This window comes from Salibacterium aidingense DSM 18341, assembly GCF_000429685.1.
GTDB classification, from domain to species: domain Bacteria; phylum Bacillota; class Bacilli; order Bacillales; family Marinococcaceae; genus Salibacterium; species Salibacterium aidingense.
This window is the reverse complement of sequence record NZ_AUCI01000001.1, coordinates 35,932-50,128: the sequence shown is the minus strand read 5'-3', so window position 1 is coordinate 50,128 and position 14,197 is coordinate 35,932. Positions and strand designations below refer to the sequence as shown.

General features: G+C 43.4%; 14 protein-coding genes. 13 read left to right on the top strand and 1 reads right to left on the bottom strand.

The genetic code is table 11. The annotated features are described in order from the left end of the window. Positions 1-142: 142 nt before the first annotated feature. From yhfZ to nagB, 9 genes are all read left to right on the top strand, one after another. Positions 143-1,075, top strand: a complete 933-nt coding sequence (gene yhfZ / locus G475_RS0100280) for a GntR family transcriptional regulator YhfZ (protein ID WP_035709706.1) — start codon at positions 143-145, stop codon at positions 1,073-1,075. Positions 1,076-1,137: 62 nt separating this feature from the next. Next, positions 1,138-1,503 (top strand): hypothetical protein, encoded by a 366-nt coding sequence (locus G475_RS0100275; protein WP_026699541.1) that lies wholly within the window; start codon positions 1,138-1,140, stop codon positions 1,501-1,503. A gap of 27 nt (positions 1,504-1,530) precedes the next feature. Next, positions 1,531-1,896, top strand: a complete 366-nt coding sequence (locus G475_RS0100270; RefSeq protein ID WP_026699540.1) for a DUF2620 domain-containing protein — start codon at positions 1,531-1,533, stop codon at positions 1,894-1,896. A gap of 6 nt (positions 1,897-1,902) precedes the next feature. Beyond that, entirely contained in the window at positions 1,903-3,228 is a 1,326-nt protein-coding gene (locus G475_RS0100265; RefSeq protein ID WP_026699539.1) for a YhfT family protein, read from the top strand. Between the two features lie 16 nt (positions 3,229-3,244). Next, the gene (locus G475_RS0100260) at positions 3,245-4,156 is read left to right on the top strand and encodes a phosphotriesterase family protein (RefSeq protein ID WP_035709701.1); all 912 of its coding nucleotides are present in this window, start codon (positions 3,245-3,247) and stop codon (positions 4,154-4,156) included. An 11-nt stretch (positions 4,157-4,167) separates the two neighbouring features. Continuing rightward, on the top strand, positions 4,168-5,274 hold the full coding sequence (locus G475_RS0100255) for an aminotransferase class V-fold PLP-dependent enzyme (protein WP_026699537.1): 1,107 nt from the start codon (positions 4,168-4,170) through the stop codon (positions 5,272-5,274). Between the two features lie 5 nt (positions 5,275-5,279). Further along, positions 5,280-6,503, top strand: a complete 1,224-nt coding sequence (locus tag G475_RS0100250; protein WP_026699536.1) for a phosphopentomutase — start codon at positions 5,280-5,282, stop codon at positions 6,501-6,503. Between the two features lie 3 nt (positions 6,504-6,506). After that, a complete protein-coding gene (locus G475_RS0100245; RefSeq protein WP_026699535.1) occupies positions 6,507-7,661 on the top strand; it encodes an alanine racemase in 1,155 nt (384 codons plus the stop codon). Positions 7,662-7,673: 12 nt separating this feature from the next. Next, the gene (nagB, locus tag G475_RS0100240) at positions 7,674-8,423 is read left to right on the top strand and encodes a glucosamine-6-phosphate deaminase (protein WP_026699534.1); all 750 of its coding nucleotides are present in this window, start codon (positions 7,674-7,676) and stop codon (positions 8,421-8,423) included. Positions 8,424-8,567: 144 nt separating this feature from the next. Here the strand turns inward: nagB and G475_RS0100235 are convergent, their stop codons facing one another. After that, on the bottom strand, positions 8,568-9,350 hold the full coding sequence (locus G475_RS0100235; RefSeq protein WP_026699533.1) for a DeoR/GlpR family DNA-binding transcription regulator: 783 nt from the start codon (positions 9,348-9,350) through the stop codon (positions 8,568-8,570). Positions 9,351-9,766: 416 nt separating this feature from the next. On the opposite strand from G475_RS0100235, the gene G475_RS0100230 reads away from it, so the two are divergent. From G475_RS0100230 to G475_RS0100215, 4 genes are all read left to right on the top strand, one after another. Beyond that, the gene (locus tag G475_RS0100230; protein ID WP_035709813.1) at positions 9,767-10,822 is read left to right on the top strand and encodes an MDR/zinc-dependent alcohol dehydrogenase-like family protein; all 1,056 of its coding nucleotides are present in this window, start codon (positions 9,767-9,769) and stop codon (positions 10,820-10,822) included. Positions 10,823-10,858: 36 nt separating this feature from the next. Next, positions 10,859-12,277, top strand: coding sequence for an ABC transporter substrate-binding protein (locus tag G475_RS0100225; protein WP_026699531.1), 1,419 nt, complete (start codon positions 10,859-10,861; stop codon positions 12,275-12,277). 114 nt (positions 12,278-12,391) lie between these two features. Then, positions 12,392-13,357: a carbohydrate ABC transporter permease gene (locus G475_RS0100220; RefSeq protein WP_026699530.1), complete on the top strand. Its 966-nt coding sequence runs from the start codon at positions 12,392-12,394 to the stop codon at positions 13,355-13,357. 10 nt (positions 13,358-13,367) lie between these two features. Then, positions 13,368-14,186, top strand: coding sequence for a carbohydrate ABC transporter permease (locus G475_RS0100215; RefSeq protein WP_026699529.1), 819 nt, complete (start codon positions 13,368-13,370; stop codon positions 14,184-14,186). Positions 14,187-14,197: the final 11 nt, after the last annotated feature.

Genomic DNA, 14,197 nt, shown 5'->3' with positions numbered 1-14,197 from the left:
GGGGCACAAAGTTATAAATCTGACTCTCCGCAGCATGAATCATAAAAAAAGATAATATTCAGGCATTTACAAAAACCTTCATGTTTGCTATGATAATATACAATATATTGTACATTGAAAATTAAAAGGGCGTTGAGTATTGATGGTGCGTATTTGGGAGAGTTTATATTCGAAAAACGGTCTGGCTGCAAAATATATCGCAAAAGAGCTTCTCAAAATTGAAACAGGGGAGCGCATCCCCAGGGTTACTGATTTCTGCGATAAACTGGCGCTTGGGAGAGGGACGGTCCAGGGAGCTATTAAACTTTTAGAAGAGCTTGGCGGAATTGGGTTGGACTCCAGAGGGCACCTTGGTACTTTTTTAGTGAAAAAAGATGTCAGTGTTCTGCTGGATATTTCTGAAGAAGGCCCGGTCGTAGGTGTTATGCCGCTTCCGTATTCCGTGAAATATGAAGGCCTGGCTACCGGAATTGTGGATGAATTTGAGCGAATGGACAGACGAGTCAGCCTTGCCTATATGAGGGGAGCGAGTAATCGTCTGGAAGCTCTGAAAATACGAAGATATGACTTTGCCATTGTATCGCATCTGGCCGCTTTAGAAGGAAAAGAGTCACACGAGGGGCTACAGATCATCAAACAATTCGGCCCTCAAACGTATGTCACCGGCCATAAGATTTTTTTCGCTGATCCCAAGAAGAAAAAAATCGAAAATGGGATGAGAGTAGGGATAGACAGGTCTTCACCGGACCAGTCGATGTGTACGATACATGAGTGTGAAGATTTGGATGTTGAGTTGGTAGATCTAAATTACATGCAGTTGTTCAATATGCTGAAGCAAAAGAAGATAGATGCTGCCGTGTGGAACATGGATGAAGTGAAGTCTGTCAATCATTTTAATGCCGCGGAATTTTCTTCAGAAAAGGCAAAGAAGTTAACAGAGCTTTCTTCCGAGGCTGTGGTGGTCGTGGATGAAAATCGGACCGATATTATCGACCAGATCGAATCATTAACAAATGATAACATAACAAGCATTCAACAAAGCATAGAGGGGGGAGAACGTTTTCCTCGTTATTGAGTTTTATTTTACCCTTAAAATACTAAATACTGTACATTGAATTTAATAAGAGGTGACTGCCATTGTTAACGGAAGAAATGAAGGAAAGATTGACGCTGCTGCTGGACAGCGGCCAAATTGAAAACGGGACGTATGATCTTGTGAAACGGGAATTACACCGTTTAATAGAACATGACTTTATTGATTTGGAACATGAGCAGGCGGGTTCCTTTACCAATCATTTAGCCATCGCTGCAGAGCGTATCAATCAGGGGGAAGCCTTGGAAAGTACAACGTCAGAAATAGAGGATGTGATACATGCCAACCCTGTTCTTTTTAAAAAGTCTGAAAGCGTTTTAGAACATTGCCTGTGGAAAGAGGGAGCTGTCTCTACCAGAGCAGAAAATGGATTTATTACTTTATACCTGGGGATGTTCACTCAGCAATAATTCAAAAAAGAAAGGATGAGGAGAACTATGGTTCGATTTGTGATTGGCGGTTTGGAAAAAAATCAGATTAAGCAGGAGATTGAAAAAGCTGGCGGCGATCAAGTAGAAGCAGTCGTTTCCACTGATTTTGAAGGAGCTAAAAAAATAAAGGCAAACGAAGCTGACTATTACATCGGCGCCTGCAACAGCGGGGGAGGAGCTGCTCTTTCTGTGTTGATCGGTATTCTCGGCTATAATAACTGTTCCACCGTAGCCAAAGCAGGAGGTCGGCCGAAGCAGGAAACGATTGAAAAATTAGTAAAAGAAGGAAAATTGGCTTTTGGAACAGCGGTAGAATCTATCGATACCGCAGTACCTATGATTGTCGAAGAAATTTTGAAAAACAGGGGGTAGAGGAGTTTGGAATTCACGATTACAAAGCTGATTCTCATTACACTTCTGACAGCAGGAACAGCCCTGCTTTCGCATTACGGAAGAGCGGTATTTCATGACGGGCTTCGTCCGATCATGCCGGAATTTATAGAAGGGCGCATGAACCGGGGGGAAATGTCCTCCGTCGCTTTCGGTCTAAGTGTCGGTTTCATTGCGTCCATCGGTATTTCGTTTACATTATCCACAGGACTGCTTAATCCCTGGCTGCTGTTTTTACCCACAGATATTTTAGGGGTTTTCGCGGGATCAGCGTGGCTCGCCGGCCTGCTGGGAGCAGGCTGGGGCATTGCTGTGGTTGTTGGTTTAACAGGGGTTCAGGCTGCTTTAACGGTCTTTCCTGTAGATTTCATTGGGGCTCTGGGAGAATTGAGCAGTCCTGTTCTCGCGGGTTTTGCTCTCTTTCCGGTCCTCGCCATTATTTATCAATTCGGCTGGAGAAAAGGTATTATCGCGGGAAGTCTTGTCTTACTGGTACGGACGATTATTGAACAGGGACTTCTTCCGGAAAGTCTTAACTTACTGCCGGAAGCGGGCCAATTATTTATCGGAACGATTCTGCTTGTCATTTTTGCTTTGAGCAAGGATAGAAAGGATCGTATCAATAATGGGGAAACGGAAGTAGAGGAAGGCGAATCCATTTTTGTAGAAAGGACGAGGCGGTTATATAAAGGGCTTCCTTTTTTCGCTGCAGTGGGGGCTCTTGTAGCCATTGTTTCCAACCTGCAATACTTTGCCGGCTCTGAAGTTTCCGTCTTTACTCTGCATGACGCCTACACTACAGAAGATGCCGCAGAAACCAACGCCCTGATTCAGCAGGCCGCTTTAAGTGATCTTCTGCGTGCTATAGGATTTATCCCGTTAATTGCAACCACTGCCCTGACAACAGGGGTATTTGGCGTAGTCGGCTTGACCTTTGTCTTTCCGGTCGGTTATCTTATGCCAAATCCGGTTTTGGCAGGTATTGCCGGAGCCCTCATATTAAGTCTTGAGGTGTTAATGCTCTCGAGGCTCGGGAAGGTGATGGAACGGTTTCCGTCTTTACGGGAAGCTTCCGATAATATCCGAACCTCTATCAGTACGGTGATGGAAATAGCGTTATTGGTAGGTTCAGTTCTGGCAGTATTGGAGATGGGAAGCGTTACTGGTTTTACGATTTTTGCCTTATTATATTTATTTAATGAAGCAACCGGAAGACCGGTCATCCGGCTGGCTGCTTATCCATTAGCCGCTATCGGTACCGGTGTTATCTTAAATATTCTATATTTCCTGCAGCTTTTCACTCCAGGTGGATAATAGAGGAGAATGAACGATGAAAAAAATAAGAACGGTACAGGGAGACATTCCTCCCCATCAACTGGGCCAAACGATGATTCATGAACATGTAATTTTGGATTTATCCCACATCAGACAGGATAAGGATCCCATTCTGTCGGATGATGCCATGATGAACGAAGAAATAAACCGTCTCATGCAGGCAGGCTGCGGCGGGATTGTAGAAGTCACCAACCGCGGAATGGGAAGAGACGTGGAGTCGCTGTACCAGGTTTCCGCCAAGAATAAAGTCCCTATTGTAGCGGCAACAGGATACTACAAGCAGGACTATTATCCAAAAGAAGTCTTTGAACAAACAGAGGAAGAAATCACTGAACTATTTATAAAAGAATTGATCGAAGGAATAGAAGGCACTTCGATCCGGGCAGGAATCATTTCGGAAATCGGAAGCAGCCTGGATGACATAACAGAAGACGAGAAGAAAGTGTTCCGTGCAGCCCTGAAGGCTCAGAAGGCAACTGGAGCTCCATTGAGTACCCATTGTGAACTGGGCACGATGGGCTCTGCCCAGCTGGATCTTATGAACCAGATCAATGCTGATTTTAGTAAAATATCGCTCGGACACCAGGATTTGAACGGCAGCCGGGAGGAATATGAATACCTGCTTGGAGCCGGTGTTTATATTCAGTTCGATACGATAGGAAAGAACAGCTATCGAACGAACGAAGAAAGAATCGAAGATGTATTGTTTTTATTGGAAAAAGGCTGGGCCTCCCAAATCATGCTGTCGACGGATATTACCAAAAAATCCTATTTGAAAGTGAACGAAGGCTTCGGTTACGAATATCTTTTCACCACATTTATTCCAGAGCTGAAAAATAGAGGCGTTTCCGAGGAAGAAATTCATTTGATGATGGTCGAAAATCCGAGAAGATTTCTTGCGTTTTAGGAGGCGGCATGATGCAGACATCCATATTGGAAGTCATGAACATGGAAGAAGCAAAACAGAAACAGTTTGAATTGGTACAGGCCATTTCAGCGGAATTCAACGGCAGTCAGTTTTTTCAACAGGGAGACCTCGGGGTGGTACCGGGCGAAGGCTCGCCTGTTCAAACAAAAAAAGTGGAAAAAACCCTGGCTTCCTTCTTTGGAACGGAACGCTGCGCGTTGGTAAGAGGGGCAGGGACAGGTGCCATCCGGGAACTGCTGGCTTCGCTGCTGAATGCCGGAGATTCCTTGTTTATGCACGCCAGTCCGATTTATAAAACAACAAAATCAACAGTAGATATGATGGGACTTTCTCCGATTTATGTAAACTACAACGATTCTGCCGAGTTAAAACAAGCGTTGCCAAAGTCCCCGCAATGCGGGGTGTTCTATGTGCAGCATTCCCGCCAGAAACCTAATGACCATTATGATTTAAGGGAAATAATCCAGCTTGTAAAGGAAGTACGTCCGGATCTTTCTATTGTGGTGGATGATAACTACACGGTTTTCAAAGTGAAAGATATTGGAGTGGAACTGGGGGCGGATTATTCCTGTTTTTCAGGCTTTAAGCTGCTCGGTCCTCCGGGCATTGGCATCGCTGTCGGAAGGAAAACCGCAGTGGATGCTATACAGGAAAGGAACTATTCTGGCGGAGGCCAGGTGCAGGGTTATGAAGCGATGGAACTACTTCGATCGCTGGTGTCGGCGCCTGTTTTAATTGCGGTACAGAACGAGGAAACGGATAAGCTGGAAAAAAGGCTGAATCATGGAGAAATACCACAAATAAAACAAGCCTATGTTACGAATTCCCAATCCAAAAACGTGGTAGCGGAGTTGGAGGAACCAATCGCCGACCAAGTGATAGAACGTTGTGAGAAACATGGGGCAGCGATTTACCCTGTCGGAGCAGAATCCCGATTTGAAGTACTTCCGATGATTTACAGGGTATCCGGAAGCTTTCTCGATGAAAACCCAGGTTTATTAAAAACTGCCATCCGCATTAACCCAATGCGGGCAGATGCTGAGCTGGTGATTCAAATACTGGCACGTGCCCTCAAAGATATTACAGGAGAAGGGTGAGACCTATGGCAAGACGAGCAATTCTTCTGATTATAGACAGCCTTGGCATCGGCAGCATGGAAGATGTCAGGCAGACAAGGCCGGCGGATGTGGGAGCCAATACGTTTTATCATATTTTGGATGAGGCGGAACACCTTGCGATTCCTTCATTTGAAAAGCTGGGAATTAATCAGCTCCTTCACCATCCTGCCCTAAACAGTCCGGTGCCTGCCGCGAGTACCGGGAGTGTGCTGCTCCAGCACGACGGGGCAGACAGCTTTGCCGGGCATAATGAAATTATGGGAACAAAACCGAAAACGCCATATTCGGCACCGTTTGCCGAAGTGATAAAAGAGGTCCAGGCTTATATGAAAGAACAGGGATACAAAGCGGAAATCCCCGATGAAAGCTTTCCTTATCTATTAATCAATGATGTAGTGGTGGCAGCGGATAATATTGAAACCGACTATGGCCAGATCTACAACGTCTCGGCTCCGCTGGATTTTATTCCTTTTGAAGAAGTGTTGAAGATAGGAGAAGAGATCCGCCGCTGCGTTAAAGTAAACCGGGTGATTGCCCTCGGCGGCGAGAATGTCAGCCGCGGGCAGCTCCTGCAGGCGATTGAAAAAAGAGAAGACGGTTTGATTGGTGTAAATTCACCAAAATCCGGCCTGTATGAAAAAGGATATCAGGTAAGGCACCTGGGGTATGGAATTAATCCGGAAACACAGGCTGCTGCGATCGTGAAGGAAAGTGGACGGGATGTCACATTGATAGGGAAGATGCAGGATGTGATCACCTGTGAAGGAGCAAAAAAAATCCCAGGGATTGATACAGCGTTTGTCATGAACAGCATCGTTCAGGAGATGGACGAAATGGAAGAAGGATTTATGGCTGCGACCGTACAGGAAACGGATTTAGCCGGCCATGCGGAAAATACGGAACGCTATGCGGAAAAAATAAAAACCGTAGATGATTATTTATCTACAATCATAAAGAAAATGAGTTCGGAGGATCTGCTGTTGATCAGCGCAGACCATGGAAATGATCCCACCATCGGCCACAGCCAGCATACGAGAGAAAAAACATTTCTGCTGGCGTATGGAAAATGTAGGAACACCTCAGTTCTTGGAGAGAGAAAAACACTGTCCGATCTTGGCGCGGCCATCACCGATTATTTTGGGCTGGAAAAAACAGAAAATGGGACCAGCTTCTTAGGAGAGCAGGAGAGACAGGATCAAGGAGGATAAGGAATGTTTTTGGAAACCATACAGCATAGAAATCCAGCACTATTGGAAGCAGGAGCATTCTATCATCAGCAGGGAAAAATTGATCCAAACACGTATGTGATTGATATGGATGCTGTGGTGGAAAATACAAAAATCATTGTAGAGTCGGCACGACAAAACAAGCTGGATTTGTTTTTTATGACAAAACAGATAGGCCGAAATCCAGTACTTGCGCATGCGATAAAGGAAGCCGGGATCCCCGGGGCTGTGGCTGTCGATCCCTGGGAGGCATTAAGTCTGGCTGAGAACGGCATCCACATCGGACACGCCGGTCATCTCGTCCAAATTCCTAAAAATATGATGGAGCGTATATTAAAGCTTTATCCTTCGCAGCTGACTGTATTTAGTTATGAAAACGCAAAATACATGTCAGAGACGGTGCAGGTTCTCAAAATGCGGCCGCAGTCCATTCTCCTGCGTGTTATTTCGAAACATGATTTTATTCACCCCGGTCAGGAAGGCGGAGTCCCCCTGGAACATTTGGAAGCAGAATTGAAAAAAATAGAGGCCCTGCCAGGGGTAAAGGTCATCGGTGTTACCAACTTTCCATGTTTGGCAGTGGAGAAGGAAAAGGCAGAGCCTACGTTCAACTTTCAGACTCTTCAACAGGCGGCAGCTTTTTTGAAAGAAAAGGGGTATGAGGCTCCTATCGTTAATGCACCAAGCCTGAATACTGCAGAAACCTTTGAACTCATCGCAGAACAGGGCGGCACGCAGGCCGAGCCCGGTCATGCCTTCACAGGCACCACCCCTCTTCATGTCAAAAGGGATCAGCCGGAAAAGCCTGCCATCGCGTATGTCTCCGAAATCTCCCATACGTACAATCACCAATCGTACGTCTATGGCGGTGGGTTTTATGCCCGGTCGAATGTCAAAGCCGCTCTGACGGGGAAGAGATTTTCAGAAATGAAAAAAGTGGAAGTTATCCCCAATGAGCCGGGAAGTATTGATTACTATGGTGCTTTAAAAGGAGATCAGACGACAGTTGGCGATACGGTTCTATTTTCCTTCCGCACCCAGATTTTTGTTACGAACGCGCAGGTTGCCTTAATCAAAAATACGGCAGACGCTCCGGTGTTGATGGGAACCTATGATGCTGCCGGCCGCAGATTAAAATAAGCGGGGGTCAAAATGAAAATAAAGATGGTAAACAATTATCAGGAGATGAGCAACGATGCCGCGGACCTGATAGAGGATCAATTAAAAAAGAAAAAGGCCAGCATACTAGGTCTTGCCACAGGCGGCACCCCGGAGGGTTTATATGAGGAGCTGGTCCGGCGTTATCACCTCGGGCGTATTGATTTTCAGGAGGTGCAAACCTTTAATTTAGACGAGTATATCGGTCTGCCACAGGACCATCCGCAAAGCTACGCTTTTTATATGTGGTCTCGCTTTTTCTCCCAAGTAAACATTGACCCGGCCCGCATTCATCTGCCTTTCAGCACCACTGCCGGTGATGCAGAAGCCGCCACAGCTTACGATAAGCAGCTGAAACAAGCGGGAGGTATCGACCTGCAGCTGCTGGGGATTGGAGAAAACGGGCACATCGGCTTCAATGAACCCAGCTCCTTTCTTTGGGCCGATACGCATTATGCGGAGCTCTCTCGGGAAACGATGGAAGCCAATGCCCGATTTTTCGCTTGGAGGGAAGACGTTCCCCAGCAGGCGATTACGATGGGCATGGCTCCAATTCTGCAGGCCCGTCATATTGTTTTGATGGCGAGCGGTAAAGAAAAAGCTCACGCCGTTAAAGAAATGCTGTGCTCGCCTATTTCCCCCTGGCACCCCGCCTCGTTTCTCCAGCTTCACTCCAATGTGGAAGTAGTGCTTGATGCAGAAGCTGCTGCAGAACTGCCACCCCATGTCTTCGCCTATAAATAGGCTGTCTTTGCTCGTAGACTTCAACAATTGGCCGTACAAAAAAATCGAAACATATCGAAAAAGCAGCCATAATAGAAAAAACATTACGGCTGCTTTTTTTGAATTCACATAAGTTATTTATCCCTGAAACAAACCTGATAAAGACTAGGCTTCTACCGGGCATAGGACTTCAATGTTTCTTTTTTCAAAGTTATTATACTGTTCCTTGGTTAAAGTTTGGTCTGTGATAAAATATGAAATATCGTCTGTTCTGGCGAAAGAAGAGATAGAACTTTTTCCTATCTTGGAGTGATCCATGAGAGCGACAAGCGAGGTCGCTTTTTTAACCATTTCGGTTTTTAATTCTACTTCATAAACGTTAAAATCCGTGAGCCCTGTTTCGAAAGTAAAACCATTCCCGGAAGTAAACATAATGTCCACATATACTTGATCCAAAATATTTGAGCCAAGGATACCTTCTAAGGAACTGGAACCCTTTCGCACTACACCTCCCAGCAGGATTACTGTTAAATCAGGATTTTCTCTTAGCTCTAAAGCGGTATAGATCCCGCTTGTAACCACTGTCAGCTTGATATTTTTCTGTTTCAGCAGTTTGGCCAGTTCTAGAGCTGTGGAACTTGCATCCAATAAGATGCATTGCCCTTCTTTTATAATATCTAAAGCTTGCTGCGCAATGATGACTTTCTCATTTTTGTTCTGTTTTTCCCTGGCTGAAAATGAAACCTCTTCTCCAGGATAGCTGGGAAGCATAGCTCCGCCATGAGTTCTTCTAAGAAGTCCTTCCTTTTCCATTTCTTTTAAATCCGAACGAAGAGTCACTTCCGAAACATCCAATTCTCCAGCTAACCGTTTAACAGTGAGACGCATTTCTTTATTTAATATTTCCATAATTTTATGACGTCTTTCTGTAACAAATAATTTACTCATAAACTTCACCTTCTTATTTTTCATTCTACATACTATCATATGAAAAAAAAAGAAGATAATCAAAAATATAAATGAAAAAATTATAAAATTATACTTTGGAAGGCGGAATAAATAAGTAAGGTCCGCCCAAAAAGCGAATTTCCACAAGGAAAGAAGAGCAAGGTCGATAGATCAATAACATCTTCTATATATGTAAAAAATATCTATTTAAATAATGAATTGAAATCAAAAACACAATAAAATGTAATTAAACGAAAAAATATTATAAATTGTGTTGACAAACGAAACCGCATAATCTAAGATTTACTTATATCATTGAAAGCGCTAACTATTTTAAAGATTTCGAATTTTTTATTATTAAAAAGGAGGAGTACATATTGTCAGCGATAAATGCTAATTCAGCTTTACCTGAAAAAATGAAAGCTCTTGTGGCCTACGCTCCGGGGGATTACAGATTAGAAGAAGTGGAGATGCCGAAAATAGAAAATGAGAAAGAAATTATTGTGAAAGTAGAAGCATGCGGTATCTGCGCCGGGGATATTAAAGCATATGATGGAGCTCCAAGTTTCTGGGGGAGTGAAAACCAACCTTCCTATATTAAAGCCCCGGTAATTCCAGGACACGAATTTATTGGTGAAGTAGTTAGTAAAGGGGATGCTGTCTCACAATATGAAATAGGAGACAGAATTATATCAGAGCAGATTGTCCCGTGTTGGGAATGCCGGTTTTGTAACCGGGGGCAGTATTGGATGTGTGAAAAACATGATCTATATGGTTTTCAAAATAATGTGAACGGTGGAATGGCTGAGTATATGAAGTTCACAAAAGAAGCCATAAATTATAAGGTTCCGGAAGGCCTTCCTATTGAAAAAGCGATATTAATTGAGCCATATGCCTGCAGTATGCATGCAGTGCAGCGGGCTGACATTCAACTTGGAGATGTTGTTGTGATTTCTGGCGCCGGTACGCTGGGTCTTGGAATGGTAGGAGCTGCTAAAAAAGCCGGGGCTCAGACGTTAATAGCCCTTGATTTGAAGAAAGACCGCCTGGAGTTAGCGAAAAAATTCGGAGCAGATTTAGTAATGAACCCTGCGGAAGAATCAGTAGAAGAAAGGGTAAAAGAATTGACGGGAGGCTATGGCTGTGATGTTTACATCGAAGCAACGGGTCACCCAGCTTCTGTCGAACAAGGTCTTTCCATGATTAGAAAACTGGGCCGGTTTGTTGAATTTAGTGTTTTTAAAGATCCAGTAACGGTAGATTGGAGTATTATAGGGGACCGTAAGGAATTAGACGTACTGGGATCTCATCTTGGGCCGTATTGCTACGAGATTGTTATTAATAATATTGAAAATGGAGATATGCCAACGGAAGGGGTAGTCACCCACAGGCTGCCGCTGGATAAATTTGAAGAAGGCTTTCAATTAATGAAAAAAGGCGAAGAATCTTTAAAAATAATTTTAGAGCCTTAGAATGTACAGAAAATTCATAAAATTGGAGGGATAACAATGAAAAAGCGGCTGTTTTTAATTTTTATAATTGCATTAATTACCGTACTTTCTGCATGTTCAAGTGGAAATAATGAGGCAAGGACAGAAAGCGGAGAAAGTGGTGGAACGGCAGAAGCCGATTTGGATGAGCTTGATGGAGAATTCGATTGGAAAAGATTTGAAGGATCTGAAATCAATGTAGCCTTAAATGACCATCCGTATACGGAAGCAATATTGGAACGTTTGCCGGAATTTGAAGAAAAGACAGGAATAACAGTGAACGACTCTGTTACCCCTGAAGAAAATTACTTTGATAAGTTATCAACAAACTTAAATGCAGGGAATGGGAACCCGGATGTATTTATGACGGGGGCTTATCAAATCTGGGAATACGCACCTTCTGGTTACATCCAGAGCTTAGATGAATTTATAGAAGATGAAAGACGTACAGGAGAAGAATTTGATCAGGAAGACTATTTTGAAGGGGTGCTTAACGCCAATCGTTGGGACGGGGTACCTGGAAATCCTGTTGGGGAGGGGGATCTGTGGGCCTTGCCGCTTGGCTTTGAATACAATGCATTAAGCTACAACAAACGTGCATTAGAAGAAGCAGGGATTGATGAAGTCCCAGAAACCTTAGATGAACTAATTGAAGTCGGGGAGCAGTTGAATGGTTGGAACGGTGAAGGTTCTTACGGCATCGGGGTGCGTGGAACCCGCTCCTGGGCAACGATTCACCCGGGGTTTATGACTTCTTTTGCTAACCATGGAGCCGAAGATTTCGTAGTAGAGGATGATCAACTAAAACCGCAGCTTAATTCACCGGAAGCCGTTGAAATTACCGATAAATTTGCACAAATGATTCGTACAGCAGGACCATCGGACTGGACAAACTACACCTGGTATCAAGTTTCTTCCGATTTAGGAGCAGGTAAAGCGGCCATTACTTATGATGCAAACACTTTCTCCTTCTTTAATAACCAAGAGGGTGCCACTGCAGAAGCAGGTAATATGGCACTGGCTCCTCCTCCTAAAACAAAGGATGGAGAGCTAGGGTCAAACATGTGGGTATGGTCTTTAGCAATGAATAGTACTTCAGAAAAGAAGGATGCAGCCTGGTTATTTATGCAATATTTCTCAGGAAAGGAACACACCAAATGGGGAGCAGAAAACATGGATGTTATTGAACCCGTTCGTCAATCGGCCTATGAATCTGATGGATATCAAAATCGTATCGCCGACATTGATGGTTATAAAGAAACATTTGAGACAATGATTGATAATGCCACCATAGAATTCACACCGCAGCCTCAATTTTTTAATGCAACAACGGAATGGGCAGAAGCACTCCAGGATATTGTTAATGGGGACGATACACAGGAGCGGCTCGATGAGCTAAACGATAGTATTGAAAATCGGGTGTCGAGAATACGGTAGATTAATTAGTTGGGGAGATGACTTAGACCTAAGCGAACAAACCTATACTTTTTGAGGCGGGTCTTTGTCATCTTTTTCGCTTAATAGATTCACGAATAGAAAGTAGGGGTAATAATGGCAGCACCTGAGAAAAAACTTTCCTCAGAGCATGCAGGCAGACTAAATGAACCACCCGTTCCTTCTTATACGAAAGAACACAAAATACCTCTTTCGAAAAAATTACGGCCATACCTGATTTTAGGTCCTGCTTTTTTACTGACAGTGGGTATTTTAATTCCATTTGGAATGGCCGTTATTTTTTCATTTACAAATTATTCGTTTCAATATCCTTCCTATAACTTTGTAGGGTTGTCTAATTATCTTTACATTTTCCAAAGCGCCAGTTTTTGGCAGAGTGTAAAAGTGACGTTTATGTATGCAGGATTGGCCACTTTAATTGAAACACTGCTTGGTATTGGAATAGCTATGCTGTTAAATAGAGAGAATCTTTTGGCACGTTCCTTACGAATTGTACTTATTTTTCCACTTGTCATTGCCCCGGTTATCGCGACATTAATCTGGCAGCTTATGACGAATAATTCAGTAGGTATTTTAAGCAAATGGTTAAGAATGATTGGCATTACTGAATTCAAATGGGCGGCTGATCCAAGTTCAGCATTATTTACGGTATTAATAATTGATGCCTGGGTGTTTACTCCTTTTGTTATTATTCTAGTTCTCGCAGGCCTCCGATCGCTGCCCAAAGCTCCTTTTGAATCTGCAATGATTGACGGGGGTTCGGCGTGGTTCACATTTAAAAATTTAACGCTTCCGATGATCATGCCTATGCTCTTAATAGCCATATTGTTTAGATTAATGCTTTCCTTACAAATGTTTGATATTATCTTTGCTTTAACTCGTGGAGGGCCTGGCGATACGCTAATGACACTACCGTTGACCGCTTATTTTGAAGCATTTTCTTATAAGGAGTTGGGGGCATCCCTTCCTTATATGGTCATTTTATGGGTATTTGTTTATGTGGTGAGCCATTACATGGTTAAATATTGGACCAGAACTCAACGAAGGGCATCAGGAAAATAGGAGGTTTAGAATGAAAAGGAATAAAATAATAGAATTTTTTAAAGACCTGGCATTGTTTTTATATGCGCTGTTTGCACTGTTTCCCTTGGTGTGGCTAGTGATTATCTCATTTAAGCACGACAGGGACATGTTTACCACCACGTTTATTTTCAACCCTACTTTAGAAAACTATAAAATCATTTTTTCTGATGGGAGTTTTATTGGTTATTTTATCGATAATTTAATCGTGAGCAGTGGTGCCATTGCTTTATCCGTAATTGTAGGAGTCCCGGCAGCATATGCGTTGGCCAGATTCAATTTTAAAGGGAGGGAGACGATTGCCTTTACTTTTCTTTCCTTTCGATTTGCTCCAGAAATTTTTGTTGTACTGCCGATTTTTTTAATATATCAGCAGATAGGTTTGTACGATACTTATTTTGGACTGATCTGGGTCTTCCAGGTGCTTTCCCTTCCCTTAATGATCTGGATACTGCGGGGTTACTTTGAAGATATTTCAGTGGAGATGGAACATGCGGCAAGAATGGATGGATATACATGGTGGCAAGTGTTTTTAAAAATGATAATGCCGTTAATTAAACCAGGGCTGGTTGCTTCAGCTTTATTATCCTTAATTTTTGTATGGAACAACTTTACGTTTTCATTATTGCTTGCCGGCCAGGATGTGATGACTACAACTGTTGCAATGGTCGGTTACTTATCATCAGATACCGTTCATTATGGACAGATGGCAGCTGCCGTACTTATATCTGCATTGCCTATTATTATCCTTGCGTTGGCGATTCAAAAGCATTTGGTACGCGGTTTAAGTATGGGAGCAGTTAAAGGATAAGGAGGGATAAG

Excerpts from the sequence above, each read along its gene's own strand:
- yhfZ (WP_035709706.1), top strand. The coding sequence starts at position 143 with ATGGTGCGTATTTGGGAGAGTTTATATTCGAAAAACGGTCTGGCTGCA.
- G475_RS0100270 (WP_026699540.1), top strand. The coding sequence starts at position 1,531 with ATGGTTCGATTTGTGATTGGCGGTTTGGAAAAAAATCAGATTAAGCAG.
- G475_RS0100260 (WP_035709701.1), top strand. The coding sequence starts at position 3,245 with ATGAAAAAAATAAGAACGGTACAGGGAGACATTCCTCCCCATCAACTG.
- G475_RS0100255 (WP_026699537.1), top strand. The coding sequence starts at position 4,168 with ATGCAGACATCCATATTGGAAGTCATGAACATGGAAGAAGCAAAACAG.
- G475_RS0100250 (WP_026699536.1), top strand. The coding sequence starts at position 5,280 with ATGGCAAGACGAGCAATTCTTCTGATTATAGACAGCCTTGGCATCGGC.
- G475_RS0100245 (WP_026699535.1), top strand. The coding sequence starts at position 6,507 with ATGTTTTTGGAAACCATACAGCATAGAAATCCAGCACTATTGGAAGCA.
- nagB (WP_026699534.1), top strand. The coding sequence starts at position 7,674 with ATGAAAATAAAGATGGTAAACAATTATCAGGAGATGAGCAACGATGCC.
- G475_RS0100235 (WP_026699533.1), bottom strand. The coding sequence starts at position 9,350 with ATGAGTAAATTATTTGTTACAGAAAGACGTCATAAAATTATGGAAATA.
- G475_RS0100230 (WP_035709813.1), top strand. The coding sequence starts at position 9,767 with ATGAAAGCTCTTGTGGCCTACGCTCCGGGGGATTACAGATTAGAAGAA.
- G475_RS0100225 (WP_026699531.1), top strand. The coding sequence starts at position 10,859 with ATGAAAAAGCGGCTGTTTTTAATTTTTATAATTGCATTAATTACCGTA.
- G475_RS0100220 (WP_026699530.1), top strand. The coding sequence starts at position 12,392 with ATGGCAGCACCTGAGAAAAAACTTTCCTCAGAGCATGCAGGCAGACTA.
- G475_RS0100215 (WP_026699529.1), top strand. The coding sequence starts at position 13,368 with ATGAAAAGGAATAAAATAATAGAATTTTTTAAAGACCTGGCATTGTTT.